Origin of the sequence: Acinetobacter sp. ASP199 (genome assembly GCF_022700675.1) — a bacterium.
Lineage (GTDB): Bacteria > Pseudomonadota > Gammaproteobacteria > Pseudomonadales > Moraxellaceae > Acinetobacter.
In genome coordinates, this window is record NZ_CP062182.1 from 1,943,573 (window position 1) to 1,958,069 (window position 14,497).

Here is a 14,497-nt window from a genome sequence, read left to right on the forward strand (position 1 = left end):
TTTATATGGAACAACTATGGCATTAATCGTTCAAAAATATGGCGGTACCTCAATGGGTACTCCCGAGCGCATTCTCAATGTTGCTCGTCGCGTGAAGCGCTGGCATGACCACGGCCACAAGGTAGTGGTTGTTGTATCAGCAATGAGTGGCGAAACCAATCGTCTGCTTGCTCTCGCGAAGGCCATTACCGAAACCCCTGACTCACGTGAACTTGACCAAATGGTTTCTACGGGTGAACAGGTAACGATTTCCATGCTCGCAATGGCGTTGAATTCGATCGGTGTTGAAGCTAAATCTTTGACTGGTCGCCAGGTTGGTATTAAAACTGACAGCGCATTTACTAAAGCCCGTATTGAATCAATCGATACTGATGTATTGACTGAAAATCTTGATGCAGGCCGTGTAATTGTGGTTGCTGGTTTCCAGGGCTTTGATGCGAATGGCAATACAACAACGCTTGGCCGTGGTGGTTCTGATACTTCAGGTGTTGCACTTGCTGCTGCCCTGAAAGCCGATGAATGCCAGATTTACACAGACGTAGATGGCGTATATACGACTGACCCTCGTGTTGCACCAAAAGCGAAAAAAGTTGACCGAATTTCTTTTGAAGAAATGCTGGAAATGGCATCTCTAGGTTCTAAAGTCCTGCAAATTCGTTCAGTAGAATTTGCTGGTAAGTACCAGGTGCCTTTACGCGTACTCTCAAGCTTCGATAATGACAATGATGGCGCATTTGACGAAGACTTCAAAAACAACGTCGGAACTCTTATTACTACTGAACTGGAAGACAACATGGAACAGCCAATTATCTCTGGTATCGCGTTTAACCGCGACGAAGCTAAACTGACTATTCTGGGTGTTCCAGATGAGCCAGGTATCGCATCTAAAATCTTAGCACCGATTGGCGCTGCGAATATCGAAGTGGATATGATTATCCAGAACGTAGAAGAAGATGGTACGACTGATTTCACATTTACTGTAAACCGCAGTGAACTTGCCAAAGCAAAAGCAATTCTTGAAGAAACTGCACGCAATATTGGTGCACGTGAAGTTGCAACTCGTGATGACATCGTAAAAGTGTCTATCGTAGGTGTGGGTATGCGTTCTCATGCAGGCGTAGCAAGCAAAATGTTTACTGCCCTGGCGGATGAAAGCATCAACATCCTGATGATCTCTACTTCTGAAATCAAGATTTCAGTGATCATTGAGGAAAATTACCTAGAGCTTGCTGTACGTGCACTGCACACTGCATTCGGTCTTGACCGTGAGCATGGTGAATCAAGCGCACGTGCTTAATGATTGATTTGTAATTTATTGTCGTTGTCTGACATTATTTTGCAAAACTTCATAAAAAATCAGAGCCACTATAGTTTTTTTTATAGTGGCTCTGTTATATTAAGGGCGAGGATTTATAGAAAATTTAAATAGATGATAATCCCAACCAAGATGGTGCGTGGTGGTCTGTTCGATTTTCTCTTGTGATTTCAGGTTGTGTTTCAACATACATTCTAAATTGAATGCACGTTTAGCGTTTTGCAAGGAGATAAACATGCTGATTCTGACTCGCCGTGTCGGAGAAACTTTGATGATTGGAGACCAAGTCAGCGTGACTGTGCTTGGCGTAAAAGGTAACCAGGTACGTATTGGGGTGAATGCGCCGAAGGAAGTTTCTGTCCACCGTGAAGAAATTTACCAACGTATTCAGCATGAACGTGCAATGCATGAACATCTTCAACATATTGACCAAGACTATCAGCCTTCATTTGAAGATGATGCCTCTTCTCAGAATAACTTTAATCGTTAATTTCTGCGGAAAACAATAAAGCGGCTCTAGGCCGCTTTTATTTTTTCGACACTTTTACTGTAGCTCACTTAGACATACTATGTATTTATAAAGTATTTTATGAATGCCTTATAGATCTAGTTCTCTCTGTTCCTGCATGGCTGCAAGAGCTTTACGTACAGGACCAAAACTGCGTCGGTGCTCTTCAATTACCCCATGCAAGGCAATTGCTTCAAAATGTGCTTTGGTTGGATAGCCTTTGTGCTTGGCAAAACCGAATTGCGGAAATTTTAAATCCATTTCGATCATCTGATGATCACGGGTTACCTTAGCCAGAATACTCGCTGCTGAAATCTCGGCATGCAGGGCATCCCCACCTACTACAGCATCACAGCTCATCACCAGACCTTGAGGAATCTTGTTGCCATCCACCAGCACATGATCTGGCTGAATATAGAGTGCTTCTACCGCACGACGCATCGCCAGCAATGAAGCCTGCAGAATATTATGTTCATCAATTTCTGCTGCAGATGCTTCGGCAATTGCCCACGCCAATGCTTTTTCCTGAATTTCAACAAACAGCTTCTCACGCTTCTTTTCAGTGAGTTTTTTTGAGTCATTCAGGCCTTCAATCGGATTATTCGGATCGAGAATAACTGCAGCCGCCACCACTGAGCCCACCAATGGGCCACGCCCTGCCTCATCTACACCTGCAATTCGCATCATATTTCCTTCAATTATTCAGCTCAAATATAAAAGCGGCCATTTCGGCCGCTCATTTAAGCAAATCTTGCTTAGTTTTTCAAAGTTTCTACAACACAAGCATTCAATGTGCTGCTTACCACTTTAGTCACCAAAGTCGCTTGAGAAGTTTTGTCCATCGCAGCAACAACCAGGTCAGCTGCTGTCACACTCGTAGTCGCTCTCTCGCCTACGCATGAACATACTTCGTTTTGTAATTCAGTCTGCTGAGTTTCAGTCATCAACTTTGATGCTGTTTTCCAGTAAGTATTGTTATTGATTTCAGTAACGCATTTTGCCTGCACACCGACTTTTACTGCGGCCATTGCCAAACCGTTCGCTGTAGTTGCAGCAGTTGAACCTGTTGTACCATCTGTGGTCACACAAGCAGTGAGAACAAAAGCCATGGGTGCTATAAGCGCAATCAATTTTTTCACAGATCTGTTCCTTATCATTTATTTGTGAATTGTGGCGCTATTGTGCCGAATTTCAGCTTAAGAATAAATCACTATCTCACATGAATGCTTAATCCCCACCCAGCTAATGTTGCAGTTATCCATGTTGAGCGTTGCATTTATAGAATTGAGAAATTTCATCTGTTTTTGCTAGGATATCTGCAAAATACATTCAAATGAAAGGATCCCCGGATGCAATCATCCACTTATTATACGCGTACCGCACAATGGCTCCATTGGATCATGGCGATCATTTTTATTGGCGCTTGGCTCATTGGCTTTTACAGCGGTAATTTTTTAAGTTATGAAGTGGATGGTAGCTTTAAAGGTGATGTCATTTCTCTCCACAAAAATATTGCAACCACCATTATATTTTTGATTGTGGTTCGCCTGTTCTGGCGCTATACCCACCCTGCACCACAACTTCCAGATACGATGTCACCCACAATGAAATTCCTGGCACATGTGGGTCATTTAGCGCTGTATATGATGCTTATCTCCCTGCCTGTAACAGGTTGCTTATATAGTTGGAGTGTTGGCTACCCTGCACCAGTTTTATATTTATTTAATATTCCTGCATTGATTTCAGAAAATCCAGCGATCACGGCGGTGGTCAAGCCTTTGCATATTTGGCTGTCATGGGCTGTGGGCGTGCTATTAGTTGGTCATATTGGGGCAGCACTGAAACATCACTTTATTGACCGAGATCATGTCCTTAAAAGCATGACTCAACAACCAAAATCTTCTAAAAAATAGAACATATATTTTCAAACACGTGCACCAGCTCATTTTGAGCTGGTTAATTTACCATGAAAGTCTGCAATACAACCTTTTAGACTATTCGCTACGGCTTGACGTGCCAACTGGTTTTTCACTTCTTCATTTACTGTTGCTTTAAGCAACGTTGATGTCGGCACATCTTTTAAGGCATGCTCCCCCACACAATCACAGACATTGTGTTGCAGTTTAGCCTTATTAGCATCCTGCATCAGATAGGTCGAGACTTTCCAGACTGTGGAGTCTTTTAGTTCCTGACCACATTGATAAACAATGACCGGCTTTAAAGCTTTCTGAGTCAGGCTTATATCCGCATGGCTATACGTCCAGAAAGCTAAAACAGCCACGGATATCGCCATAATATATTTTTTCATGGATTTACTCATTCAACAGAAAAAGGCAGAGCGAACTCCACCTCATTACACATTTTGCTTAAGCTAATGCTTTGATCTGGCTAATCCAGTTGGCCTTGTCTGCTTCACTGATAAATGAAGCTTCAAAAGAATTAATTGCCAGCTGTTTCAACTCATCATTGCTCAAATCCAAGGCTTCAGCGATAGCAATGAAATTGTCATTCATATATCCCCCGAAATAGGATGGATCATCTGAATTTACAGTGACATGCACGCCCTGCTGTAATAAACGACGAATATTGTGCTGCTGCATATCATCCACTACACAAAGCTTTAAGTTTGAAAGTGGGCATACTGTCAGCGGCATTTTTTCTGCAATCAGACGCTGCATCAATGCCGGATCTTCTTCAGAACGTACCCCATGATCAATACGATTCACTTTCAGCAAGTCTAAAGCTTCCCAAACATATTCAGCTGGACCTTCTTCACCTGCATGTGCCACGATCAAGAAACCTGCTTCACGTGCTTTAGCAAAGACACGTTCAAACTTAGATGGTGGATGTCCAACTTCACTTGAATCCAGCCCTACTGCGATGATTTGATCTTTATATGGCAAAGCCTGTTCCAGGGTTTCAAATGCTGCTTCTCCACTTAAATGACGCAGGAAACACATAATCAGATGTGAAGTAATACCCAGTTTTTCTGCAGCATCATTACACGCACGTTGCAAACCATTGAGTACCGTTTCGAAAGCAATTCCACGATCGGTATGAGTTTGTGGATCGAAGAACATCTCGGTATGCACAACATTATCTTCGGCACATTTTTCAAAATATGCCCAAGCCAGGTCATAAAAGTCCTGTTCATAAATCAGAACATTGGCACCCGCATAATAGATATCTAAAAAAGACTGCAGATTATGGAAATTATAAGCCTGTCGTACTTCCTCTACCGACTGATAAGGAATGGAAATTTCATTACGCTGTGCAATCGCAAACATCAACTCAGGTTCAAAAGTACCTTCAATATGCACATGCAGCTCTGCCTTCGGCATCGCCTGTATCAACTCAAGACGGTTCATCGCTACTCCTGATTAAACCTGAGATAAATAAAAAAGGGTGCAAACCGAGTTTACACCCTTTCTGAATTTGACAAAATTAGCCGCCAAATAGTGCGAACTTCAAAGCCCAAAGTACAGCAACAATCCAAACCATATACGGTACAGTTGATGCTTTACCTGTGAGTAATTTAATCAATGCATAGCTGATGAAGCCCATTGCAATACCATCCGCGATTGAATACGTGAACGGCATAAATACAATGGTTAAGAACGCAGGAACAGCTTCTGTAATATCGTCCCAATCAATATGGACGATACCCTGAATCATTAACACGCCCACAAATAACAAGGCTGGTGCAGTGGCAAAGCCAGGCACAGATTGTGCCAATGGTGCCAGGAACAGACAGGCAACAAACAATAGACCCACCACAACCGCGGTCAAGCCCGTACGCCCACCTGCTGCAACACCTGCAGAAGATTCGATATAAGGCGTTGTTGAAGAAGTACCTAATGCCGCCCCTGCCACGATGGCAGAAGAATCTGCAAACAATGCTTTTTTAAGACGTGGTAACTTACCATCTTTGAGTAAGCCAGCACGATGTGAAACACCAACCAGTGTACCGGTAGAGTCAAACAGATCAACCAGGAAGAAGACAAAGATCACACCGATCAGGCTGGCTGTAAACAGACCTTCGAAGTCCATTTGCATGAATGTTGGAGCAATTGAAGGTACAGCACCAACGACGCCCTTAAATTCACTCAGGCCCATAGCCGCAGAGATACCAGTCAGCACCAAAATACTGATAATAATCGCACCACGCACTTTAAAATGGTGCATTACCACAACCATTAAAAAGCCTAAAAGTGCAAGAAGTACAGAAGGTTGCTTAAGGTCACCTAAGCCAACCAATGTTGCTGGGTTATCTACAATGATGCCTGCATTCTTCAGTGCAATCAGAGCAAGGAATAAACCAATACCACCACCAATCGCGAGTTTCAGTGACATTGGAATGGCATTAACAATCGCCTCACGTATTTTGAACATACTGATGGCAATAAATACCAGACCTGACACAAAAACTGCACCCAATGCAGTTTGCCATGGCACACCCATTCCCAGACACACAGAATAGGTAAAGAAAGCATTCAAGCCCATGCCGGGTGCAAGCGCAATTGGATAGTTCGCTATAAGCCCCATCACCAGACAGCCAATTGCGGCTGCAAGACAGGTTGCAACGAAGACAGCCCCATGATCCATCCCTGTTTCGGATAAAATCATCGGATTGACAATAATGATGTAACACATCGTTAAGAATGTAGTTACACCTGCAAGAACTTCTGTACGGAAACTGGTTTTATTTTCACTCAGTTTGAACAGACGTTCCAGCATATTTTCGGAAGATGGATTAGGAGTCGTCATGACCTAGCCCCTATTGAGTAAACTTTATGCCTGAGCATTCCACAAAATCCATGTACTTCTAGGTAAAGGATTTTACGGATGAGTTAGCAACGAATATGCCAGCATCGCTATTCGACGGGTCAAGTAATCTTAAATCACAGCAAAACAGTAACCATGAATAAGAACAAAAAAACTAAACAAAAAAGCTGCATAATCTTATGCAGCTCATTAATAAATGAATTGAATCAATTGTTTACAATAACTTAAACTTGATCCAATATTTTGTTTTCAGAATTATAACACATTGATTTTTTATTGTTTCTAAAATTTAAATTTAATTATCTATTCAATCCTTAACTGTTCAGTCATCTAAAAAAACTGATTATTTTTCTATAATTAGAGGCTCACTCAATCAGATATTAAATTAATGACGAGTATGTTTCGCTTCAATTGCTTGCAGGGAATTATTGGCATCAGTAATGATTCGGTTAATTTCTTGCTGGCGCCTATTTTCACTTTGCTTATAAACATAATACCCCATCACACCGACCAATAGAGCGCAAACTGGAATTACATAACTTTTCATAATTATAGGCATTCTTCTACATTTTTAAGACTATGTGGATAAATTATCAATTATTCATGTGATAAAGTAGATGAATTTCTATATGAATTGTAACTAATATTATAAATTTGTACAATATTGACTCAGCTTAGTTTTATATATCAGGATTTATGAAAGAAAAATCATATTTTTATGGTTTATACAAAGAATTGATCTGTTTAAATAAAATAATAAATATATTGTTTTTATATATATTATTAATAAATATGCGAAGTAGATTGTGATTTTTTATATTAAAATCAATTATATAAATACTAAATAAATAACTATTCCGATTAAATATTTAACTTAAGTAGATTCTCATTTTTAATAGTTAGGTTGATAAAAAATCAGTTTTTAAGGCTTTATTTATAAAGAATATTAAATCCCCCTCTAACTCATTACCAAAATCCTCCATAACACCATTTATCTCATTCACTTATCTTGGTTCTTAAACAGAATTTAAATTGTATGCTTTGAAATTGATGCTACTTTTTATAGCAGAATTCTTATCCTTAAAAAGCAAAGACTAAAATTCCGCACCTTTTTTACTGCTTTATTATTTATCTATAAAAAAAGACCACCTGTAGGTGATCCTTTTTTTAATTAAATATGCCTACTTAAGCAACGAGTTGTTCATCACGCTTAAAGACCAGTTCACCTTTAAGGGAACTCTCCGCATCAAAGTAATACCCTTCAGTATTAAAACCTTTCAGGTCTTCTACTCGATCAATCCTGTTTTCAATAATAAAGCGCGCCATCAGACCACGGGCTTTTTTGGCATAGAAACTGATGACTTTGTATTTACCATTTTTTTGATCCAGGAACACAGGCTTGATGATCTCCGCCTGAATTTTGCTTTCCTTAACAGATTTATAGTATTCATCAGAAGCAATATTCACCAAAAGCTCTGAATTCGCTGCTGCAAGATCATGATTGATTAGCTCAGTAATGATATGCCCCCAGAATTCATACAGGTTATGACCACGCGGGTTGGCAAGTTTTGTTCCCATCTCTAAACGATAGGGCATCATCAGATCCAATGGACGTAACAGACCATATAAGCCGGAAAGCATACGCAGATGTTCCTGGGCATAACTCAGGTGATGATCCTTTAAATTATAGGCATCAAGACCCGTATAAACATCACCTTTAAAAGCAAAAATTGCCTGTCGTGCATTTGACAGATCAAACTCTGCTTGCCAGTCACGGAAACGTTCAACATTGAGATGAGCAATTTTTTCACTCACCGACATGAGACTGGCAATTTCTATTGCTGACAATTTGCTGGCAACTTTTATTAATTCCTGAGAATGTTTCAGCAATCTTGCTTGCGTATGCTGATCTGTTGGTAACGATGATTCGTAGTCGAGAGTTTTTGCAGGGGAAATTAATGCGAGCATAGCCAACCTGATTAAAAAGTGATTAATCAAACTATATCAGTCAAGTTATTTTAATTCCAATTCATGTTTTTACTTAACACAATCGTTAAAATACGCCTTTCTTCCCTCATTGATCGATTCTCCTATGTCCGAGCAAATTTTCCTTCAGGGTCCTGTGGGACAAATTGAAGTTTTTGTGGATTATCCTCAGGGTGAAGTGAAAGGATTCGCGGTTGTTTGCCACCCTCATCCCTTGCAAGGTGGCACTCCACACCATAAGGTTCCAGTATTACTGGCACAAATGTTTTTAGAGCGTGGTTGCGTTGTCTACCGTCCAAGTTTCCGTGGTTCTGGTCAAAGTGATGGTATACACGACGAAGGCCATGGTGAAACAGATGACGTACTTGAAGTGATTAAATTCGCTCGTACGCAACATATTGGCCTGCCATTCTATGCAGGTGGCTTTAGTTTTGGCGCGCATGTGATGGCCAAAAGCTATGCCATGCTACCCGTAGAATTACAGTCCAAACAGATGATTTTATGTGGTTTACCAACCGCCACTGTAGCAGGTTTACGCCACTATGTAACACCGCATGTTAAAGGCGATATTCTGTTCCTGCATGGCGAAGCCGATGATGTGACATTGTTATCGGATCTGATTGAATGGGCCAAGCCACAGCGTCACTTGTTGACCATTCTGCCAGGCGCCAATCATTTCTTTACTGGTTATCTCAAGCAGTTACGTATTGCGATTACACGCTTTTTAATGCTGTAAAAGTTATATAAATAAAAAGCGGCTCAATAGCCGCTTTTTTTTAATTTTTCCATTCGAATTCACTAAAGCTTTCTTGTTCTTTCAGGGATGCTTCTACAGCTTGTGCCAGCTGATTGAGCAGGCTCTGTTCAGTAATCCGATCCAGCCAGTCCTGTTCTTCATCTGGATAAGATGCAATCTCACAGACAAAATGTCCTTCACTGTCACGGCTTTCACAACTCACCGAAAGTGGTAAGGCGTGTTCATCCACTGCAACCGCAACTTGCCCACCACTTTGTGGCAGAGTTTGAAAGCCATATTTTCCGAGTTCGCTGGCAAGAAATTGCGCGACATACTCCTGGGTCTCACGACTATCCTGTAATTGTTGTTGGCTTTGAGTATTGGCCATAAATTTTAATTTTCGCATCGCTACATCCAAATGGCTTTTTTCTTGTATGGGTTTAGCATAAGCCAATATAAACAAAACAGCCAAGCAAAAGCTTGGCTGTTTCACATAAATTTAAGGATTATTCTGTCACTGCAATCGTCAGACCGGCCTGTGAAGTCAGTTCAGTAAAGGTTGGGAAACTGGTTGCTACTGTTTCCGTTCCCACAATACGAATTTCTTCAGAATTACGTAGGCCTGCAATTGAGAAACTCATGGCAATACGGTGATCATGATGGGATTCAATTTCACCACCGCTAAAGATTGCTGACCAGTCACCTGCTTTGCCTTTACCTTCAATGATGATGCCATCATCTGTTGGTGTACAATCGATGCCCATGGTTTTCAGACCATCAGCCATCACCTGAATACGATCCGATTCTTTGACACGCAGTTCAGCCGCACCGGTCAGGATAGTTTGACCTTCCGCACATGCTGCAGCAATAAATAATGCCGGGAATTCATCAATCGCCAGTGGCACCTGATCTTCTGGCATATGAATACCTTTTAAGGTACGTGTACCACGAATACGAATGTCTGCAATCGGTTCACCACCGGCAATACGCTCATTTTCAACTGTAATGTCTGCCCCCATTTGCTTGAGGATTTCAATCACACCGGTACGGGTCGGGTTAATGCCCACAGCTTCAAGCGTTACATCAGCATTTTCTGTAATTGCCGCACCCACCATAAAGAAAGCAGCAGAAGAAATATCAGATGGTACCTGGATATTGGTGCCTACTAATTTACCACCACCTTGAAGTGAAATACGATTGTCTTCAGTTTTCACGTCATAACCAAAAGCACGCAACATACGTTCAGTATGGTCACGCGTTGGTTCAGGCTCAGTTACCGAAGTTTCACCTTCAGCCCACAGACCTGCCAGCAAAATACCTGATTTCACCTGAGCAGAAGCCATTGGTAAATCGTACTGGATACCTTTCAGGTTTTGATTACCTGTAATGGATACCGGTGGCGTACCACGCTCACCTGTGGTTTGAATCTGTGCACCCATTTCGCGTAAAGGCTTGGCAATACGCTCCATTGGGCGTTTTGATAGTGACGCATCACCGGTCATGACTGAGTCAAATTTCTGCGCTGCCAGCATCCCAGATAGCAAACGCATTGATGTACCTGAGTTGCCCATATACAGCGCAGACTGCGGTGCTTTCAGACCGTGCATGCCAACACCGTGAATGGTCACTTCACCATTTTTAGGGCCTTCAATGCTGACACCCATATCACGGAATGCTTGCAGAGTAGCTAAAGCATCTTCACCTTCAAGGAAACCGGTTACATGTGTAGTGCCTTCAGCAATCGCACCAAACATGATGGAACGGTGTGACACAGATTTGTCACCTGGCACGGTAAATTTGCCCTGGAATTTCTTGGCACCCGGCTGAATGGTAAATTGTTGTGTCACGTTATTTTTCTCCATGAAAGGTTTCTTGGCGAGCATATGATTGAAATGCTGGCGTGCTGCCTGTGCATGTCCCAATAAGCCCATCAATGCTTGGGAATCTTCGTCTTCAATCAACTTGCGGATAATTGCCAGCTGAGCCTCAAAGCCATCTACAGCATTGAGAATTGCTTTTTTGTTGGCAAAAAAGATGTCATGCCACATTTGTGGATCACTGGCCGCGATACGCGAAAAGTCGCGGAAGCCACCGGCAGCATAACGAAAAATATCCAGATTGTCTTCGCGCTTGGCCAGTTGTTCGACCAGATTAAACGCCATCAGATGCGGAAGATGACTGGTATGCGCCAGCACTTCATCGTGCTTTTCCACATCCATACAGATCACTTCCGCTTTTGCCGCCTGCCACAGTTGAATCAGTTTATCGACTGCCCACGCTGCACTGGTCGGTAACGGCGTCAAAATCACCTTGTGATTGGCAAACAGATCGACCTTACCAGCATGCACCCCAGTATGCTCGGCACCCGCAATCGGATGTCCGGGCACAAAACCTGCTGGTAATGCTTCACCAAAGACAACTTTGGCTGCATCCACCACATTACCTTTGGTACTACCAACATCAGTAATAATGGTACCTTCAGCCAGATAAGGCTGAATGGTTTCCAATACCTTTTGCGTAGCACGTACCGGCAAAGCCAGGACAATCAGGTCTGCATCTTTGACTGCTTGTACAGGATCTGCATAACCTTGGGAAATTAATCCCAAAGCTTTGGCATCTTCCAGTGTTTTTTGTGAGCGTGTTGATGCCACGATATCATTGGCTAAATGCTCGGCCTTGATGACACGCGCCAGACTTGAACCAATCAGTCCAAGTCCGATGAAAGCAACTTTTTCAAACAGTGGCTGCGACATAACTTAAGCTTTCGCCTCTAAGCCGAGTACTTTAGCGAGTGCAGCAAGGAATTTTGCATTTTCAGCTTCAGTACCAATCGATACGCGCAGGTGGTTAGCAATACCCACTGGACGTACGATTACACCTTCTTTCAGCAACTTGTTAAATGTTTCCGCTGGATCAGCCTGTACATCCACCAGAATGAAGTTGGCACGTGAAGGCACATAATTTAAGCCCAGCGCTTTAAAACCAGCTTCAAGCTGAGCCATACCCACTTTATTCACTTCACGAGATTTCTCGATGAATGCTTCATCTTTCAGCGCAGCAACTGCAGCCACCATCGCTAAATGGTTAACGTTGAATGGCTGACGGATACGGTTCAGGTAATCAGTCACTTCTACAGACGCCAATGCGAAACCAACACGCAATGCAGCCAGGCCATAACATTTAGACAAAGTACGGCTAACAATCAGGTTTGGATACTGGTTTAAGAATTTCAGGCTGTTGAAGTTTTCCGGGAAATATTCCACATACGCTTCATCCAGAACTACGATCACGTTCGCAGGAATTTTCTGCATGAATGCTTCAAATTCAGATTCTTCGAACCAGGTGCCTGTCGGGTTATTCGGATTGGCAATAAAGATCAGCTTGGTATTGTCTTTTACTGCAGCAGCCATGGCTTCAAGATCATGCGAGAAGCCTTTTGCTGGTACTTCAATCGCTTCAGCATGAATTGCTTGAGTTACCAGTTCGTATACTGCGAATGCATGCTGGCTGTAAATCACGGAATCTTTTTCAGAAACGAATGCACGGGCAAACATTTCCAGCAAGTCGTTTGAACCATTCCCCAAAGTAACCTGGTCATGATTAAAGCCAAACTGTGCCTTGATCTGGTCTTTCAGGATAAAACCACCACCATCAGGATAACGACCAATTTCCGCCAGTTCTGCAGCAACTGCTTCTTTAACTTTATCTGAACAGCCCAACGGGTTTTCATTTGAAGCCAGTTTTACGATATCTGTGATCCCTAACTCACGTTCAAGCTCACTGATTGGCTTACCTGGCTGGTATGGTTTTAACTTTGAGATGCCTTGATTGGCTGGCACAAACGACATTTTATACTTCCGATTTACGTGTGAAACAGTGGTCAGCACCCTCGCACTGACCACAGATGGCTGACTTAAAGTACAGCTTGAGGATATGAACCCAATACGCGAACTTCTTTCACCAATGGGCGAATTTCTTCGATTGCAGCTTTGACATGTTCCTGATCGATATGGCCTTCCAGATCGATAAAGAACACATAAGCCCATTTTTCAGGAAGTGCTGGACGAGTTTCAATACTTGTTAGACTAATGTTGTGCTTGGCAAATGGTGCAAGAATCTCAAGCAATGCACCTGCACGGTCATGCGCTGATACCAGTAGTGAAGTTTTGTCATTACCGCTTTGTGGTACTTTCTCGCGACCAATCACCAGGAAACGTGTGGTATTTTCCGGATTGTCCTCGATATTGCTATGCATAATCTCAAGGTTATAGATGTTCGCAGCAATTTCAGAGGCAATTGCAGCAGAATGCCATTCATTCTGAATACGGCGTGCTGCTTCGGCATTTGAACTCAGTGCGACACGTTCAACACCTGGATAATGAGCATCTAACCATTTACGGCATTGTGCCAAAGTTTGCTGATGCGCATAAATCTGCTTGATACTGTCTTTACGTGTATTTGCAGAAATCAGGAACTGGTGATGAATTGGTAATTCCACTTCACCAATCACATTGAGATGTGAAGTTTTGAAACAGTCTAAAGTATGGTTCACCACACCTTCAGACGAGTTTTCAACGGGTACTAGACCATAATGTGCACTGCCTGCTTCTACCTCACGGAACACTTCATCAATAGTTGGCAATGGACGAACCACAGCATCATGTCCAAAATGTTTCAATACTGCTGAATGAGTATAGGTACCCACAGGCCCCAAGAAAGCAATACTTTGTGGAGCTTCGAGCGCCAAACATGCTGACATGATTTCACGGAACAAACGTGCCATAGTCGTATCTGACAATGGTCCCTCATTGCGTTCCATAACATTACGCAAAACCTGCGCTTCACGTTCAGGACGGTAAAACAGTGGATTCTCTTCCGAAGCAAACTTTGCTTTCGCTACAGCTTCTGCCAAACGCGCACGGCGATTGATAAGTTGCTGAATTTGCTGATCAACTGAATCGATATCTTCACGAATCTTAGCCAAATCAAGAGAAGTCGTAGTGTTTTGATCGTCGTTGATCATCGTGATGTCGCCCTTCATAAACCGTAACTGTTTCAGTATAACAATAGTAAGCTTTCAAATGTTACGCAATATGACTTTGTCTTTTAAAAGTCAGTAATTTATACGTTGTCTAACCACTCATCGCATCTGCAATGTTTGGTAACA

General features: G+C 42.3%; 15 protein-coding genes. 4 read left to right on the forward strand and 11 right to left on the reverse strand.

Translation table 11 applies throughout. From position 1 onward, the window contains the following. Positions 1-16: 16 nt before the first annotated feature. Both IHE35_RS09170 and csrA read left to right on the forward strand, forming a co-directional pair. Positions 17-1,297: an aspartate kinase gene (locus tag IHE35_RS09170; protein ID WP_242787109.1), complete on the forward strand. Its 1,281-nt coding sequence runs from the start codon at positions 17-19 to the stop codon at positions 1,295-1,297. Positions 1,298-1,550: 253 nt separating this feature from the next. Next, positions 1,551-1,805: a carbon storage regulator CsrA gene (csrA, locus tag IHE35_RS09175; protein WP_242787110.1), complete on the forward strand. Its 255-nt coding sequence runs from the start codon at positions 1,551-1,553 to the stop codon at positions 1,803-1,805. A 108-nt stretch (positions 1,806-1,913) separates the two neighbouring features. Here the strand turns inward: csrA and rnhB are convergent, their stop codons facing one another. Both rnhB and IHE35_RS09185 read right to left on the reverse strand, forming a co-directional pair. Beyond that, positions 1,914-2,507, reverse strand: coding sequence for a ribonuclease HII (rnhB, locus tag IHE35_RS09180; protein WP_242789988.1), 594 nt, complete (start codon positions 2,505-2,507; stop codon positions 1,914-1,916). Positions 2,508-2,578: 71 nt separating this feature from the next. Beyond that, positions 2,579-2,962: a hypothetical protein gene (locus tag IHE35_RS09185; protein WP_242787111.1), complete on the reverse strand. Its 384-nt coding sequence runs from the start codon at positions 2,960-2,962 to the stop codon at positions 2,579-2,581. Positions 2,963-3,172: 210 nt separating this feature from the next. On the opposite strand from IHE35_RS09185, the gene IHE35_RS09190 reads away from it, so the two are divergent. Continuing rightward, entirely contained in the window at positions 3,173-3,736 is a 564-nt protein-coding gene (locus IHE35_RS09190) for a cytochrome b (protein WP_242787112.1), read from the forward strand. A 29-nt stretch (positions 3,737-3,765) separates the two neighbouring features. On the opposite strand, the gene IHE35_RS09195 is transcribed toward IHE35_RS09190, so the two are convergent. The 5 genes from IHE35_RS09195 to yaaA all read right to left on the reverse strand — a co-directional run bounded on the left by IHE35_RS09195 (position 3,766) and on the right by yaaA (position 8,576). Next, the gene (locus IHE35_RS09195) at positions 3,766-4,131 is read right to left on the reverse strand and encodes a hypothetical protein (RefSeq protein ID WP_242787113.1); all 366 of its coding nucleotides are present in this window, start codon (positions 4,129-4,131) and stop codon (positions 3,766-3,768) included. A 58-nt stretch (positions 4,132-4,189) separates the two neighbouring features. Beyond that, positions 4,190-5,191, reverse strand: coding sequence for an adenosine deaminase (locus tag IHE35_RS09200; RefSeq protein WP_242787114.1), 1,002 nt, complete (start codon positions 5,189-5,191; stop codon positions 4,190-4,192). A 76-nt stretch (positions 5,192-5,267) separates the two neighbouring features. After that, complete coding sequence (locus IHE35_RS09205; protein WP_242787115.1) at positions 5,268-6,590, reverse strand: NCS2 family permease; 1,323 nt, start codon at positions 6,588-6,590, stop codon at positions 5,268-5,270. Between the two features lie 403 nt (positions 6,591-6,993). Continuing rightward, positions 6,994-7,155 carry a hypothetical protein gene (locus tag IHE35_RS09210; protein WP_242787116.1) on the reverse strand — a complete coding sequence of 54 codons (162 nt, stop codon included), beginning with the start codon at positions 7,153-7,155 and terminating at the stop codon, positions 6,994-6,996. A 638-nt stretch (positions 7,156-7,793) separates the two neighbouring features. Continuing rightward, the gene (gene yaaA / locus IHE35_RS09215; protein WP_242787117.1) at positions 7,794-8,576 is read right to left on the reverse strand and encodes a peroxide stress protein YaaA; all 783 of its coding nucleotides are present in this window, start codon (positions 8,574-8,576) and stop codon (positions 7,794-7,796) included. Between the two features lie 124 nt (positions 8,577-8,700). On the opposite strand from yaaA, the gene IHE35_RS09220 reads away from it, so the two are divergent. Continuing rightward, positions 8,701-9,330: a hydrolase gene (locus IHE35_RS09220; RefSeq protein ID WP_242787118.1), complete on the forward strand. Its 630-nt coding sequence runs from the start codon at positions 8,701-8,703 to the stop codon at positions 9,328-9,330. Between the two features lie 40 nt (positions 9,331-9,370). On the opposite strand, the gene IHE35_RS09225 is transcribed toward IHE35_RS09220, so the two are convergent. The 4 genes from IHE35_RS09225 to pheA all read right to left on the reverse strand — a co-directional run bounded on the left by IHE35_RS09225 (position 9,371) and on the right by pheA (position 14,353). Then, the gene (locus IHE35_RS09225; protein ID WP_242787119.1) at positions 9,371-9,736 is read right to left on the reverse strand and encodes a hypothetical protein; all 366 of its coding nucleotides are present in this window, start codon (positions 9,734-9,736) and stop codon (positions 9,371-9,373) included. Between the two features lie 100 nt (positions 9,737-9,836). Next, positions 9,837-12,083, reverse strand: coding sequence for a bifunctional prephenate dehydrogenase/3-phosphoshikimate 1-carboxyvinyltransferase (locus tag IHE35_RS09230; RefSeq protein ID WP_242787120.1), 2,247 nt, complete (start codon positions 12,081-12,083; stop codon positions 9,837-9,839). A gap of 3 nt (positions 12,084-12,086) precedes the next feature. Continuing rightward, positions 12,087-13,178, reverse strand: coding sequence for a histidinol-phosphate transaminase (hisC, locus tag IHE35_RS09235; protein ID WP_242787121.1), 1,092 nt, complete (start codon positions 13,176-13,178; stop codon positions 12,087-12,089). 65 nt (positions 13,179-13,243) lie between these two features. After that, on the reverse strand, positions 13,244-14,353 hold the full coding sequence (gene pheA / locus IHE35_RS09240) for a prephenate dehydratase (RefSeq protein ID WP_242787122.1): 1,110 nt from the start codon (positions 14,351-14,353) through the stop codon (positions 13,244-13,246). Positions 14,354-14,497 lie beyond the last annotated feature (144 nt).

Bases quoted from the DNA above. Each gene is read 5' to 3' on its own strand.
- hisC (WP_242787121.1), bottom strand. From the start codon at position 13,178: ATGTCGTTTGTGCCAGCCAATCAAGGCATCTCAAAGTTAAAACCATAC.
- csrA (WP_242787110.1), top strand. From the start codon at position 1,551: ATGCTGATTCTGACTCGCCGTGTCGGAGAAACTTTGATGATTGGAGAC.
- pheA (WP_242787122.1), bottom strand. From the start codon at position 14,353: ATGATCAACGACGATCAAAACACTACGACTTCTCTTGATTTGGCTAAG.
- IHE35_RS09210 (WP_242787116.1), bottom strand. From the start codon at position 7,155: ATGAAAAGTTATGTAATTCCAGTTTGCGCTCTATTGGTCGGTGTGATG.
- IHE35_RS09225 (WP_242787119.1), bottom strand. From the start codon at position 9,736: ATGCGAAAATTAAAATTTATGGCCAATACTCAAAGCCAACAACAATTA.
- IHE35_RS09200 (WP_242787114.1), bottom strand. From the start codon at position 5,191: ATGAACCGTCTTGAGTTGATACAGGCGATGCCGAAGGCAGAGCTGCAT.
- IHE35_RS09190 (WP_242787112.1), top strand. From the start codon at position 3,173: ATGCAATCATCCACTTATTATACGCGTACCGCACAATGGCTCCATTGG.
- IHE35_RS09170 (WP_242787109.1), top strand. From the start codon at position 17: ATGGCATTAATCGTTCAAAAATATGGCGGTACCTCAATGGGTACTCCC.
- IHE35_RS09220 (WP_242787118.1), top strand. From the start codon at position 8,701: ATGTCCGAGCAAATTTTCCTTCAGGGTCCTGTGGGACAAATTGAAGTT.
- rnhB (WP_242789988.1), bottom strand. From the start codon at position 2,507: ATGCGAATTGCAGGTGTAGATGAGGCAGGGCGTGGCCCATTGGTGGGC.
- IHE35_RS09205 (WP_242787115.1), bottom strand. From the start codon at position 6,590: ATGACGACTCCTAATCCATCTTCCGAAAATATGCTGGAACGTCTGTTC.
- IHE35_RS09195 (WP_242787113.1), bottom strand. From the start codon at position 4,131: ATGAAAAAATATATTATGGCGATATCCGTGGCTGTTTTAGCTTTCTGG.
- yaaA (WP_242787117.1), bottom strand. From the start codon at position 8,576: ATGCTCGCATTAATTTCCCCTGCAAAAACTCTCGACTACGAATCATCG.
- IHE35_RS09230 (WP_242787120.1), bottom strand. From the start codon at position 12,083: ATGTCGCAGCCACTGTTTGAAAAAGTTGCTTTCATCGGACTTGGACTG.